Genomic DNA, 312 nt, shown 5'->3' with positions numbered 1-312 from the left:
AACTCTCGATTCCTTATGTATTTGAGGGCGAAGCATACATTCGCCCTGGGCATGTAGGTGTAAAAGTTCATCATTATATGCCCCATTTTCGCCGTGCAATACCCGGTGAAAGGACTGTAATAAATGGGTCCTTGCTGGTGGTAAACCAGCAAGGACACTGGGAGTTCAAAGGGAAAGAAGAGCTGAACCTGATGTATAGAATCATGCACCATCCCAAGAAGGAGGTGTGGGGTGGTGAGATGACCGGGATTGACTCCTGGGGAAACCCGGTGGAGCGCACCTACGGGAACCCAGACTTCCCCGAAGGGGGAC

Annotated in this window: 1 protein-coding gene; it reads left to right on the top strand. The window is 51.3% G+C overall.

What is annotated here, in order from left to right:
- Nucleotides 1–131: 131 nt before the first annotated feature.
- Nucleotides 132–312, top strand: a 181-nt coding sequence (locus RZO55_RS12430; RefSeq protein ID WP_318064608.1) for a hypothetical protein, incomplete at its 3' end; no start/stop codon positions are given.

The sequence above is a fragment of the Clostridium boliviensis genome, from assembly GCF_033342255.1.
GTDB classification, from domain to species: Bacteria; Bacillota; Clostridia; order Lachnospirales; family Lachnospiraceae; genus Lacrimispora; species Lacrimispora boliviensis.
Note: the sequence above shows the minus strand (reverse complement) of the source record. Positions and strands in the feature narration are given on the sequence as shown.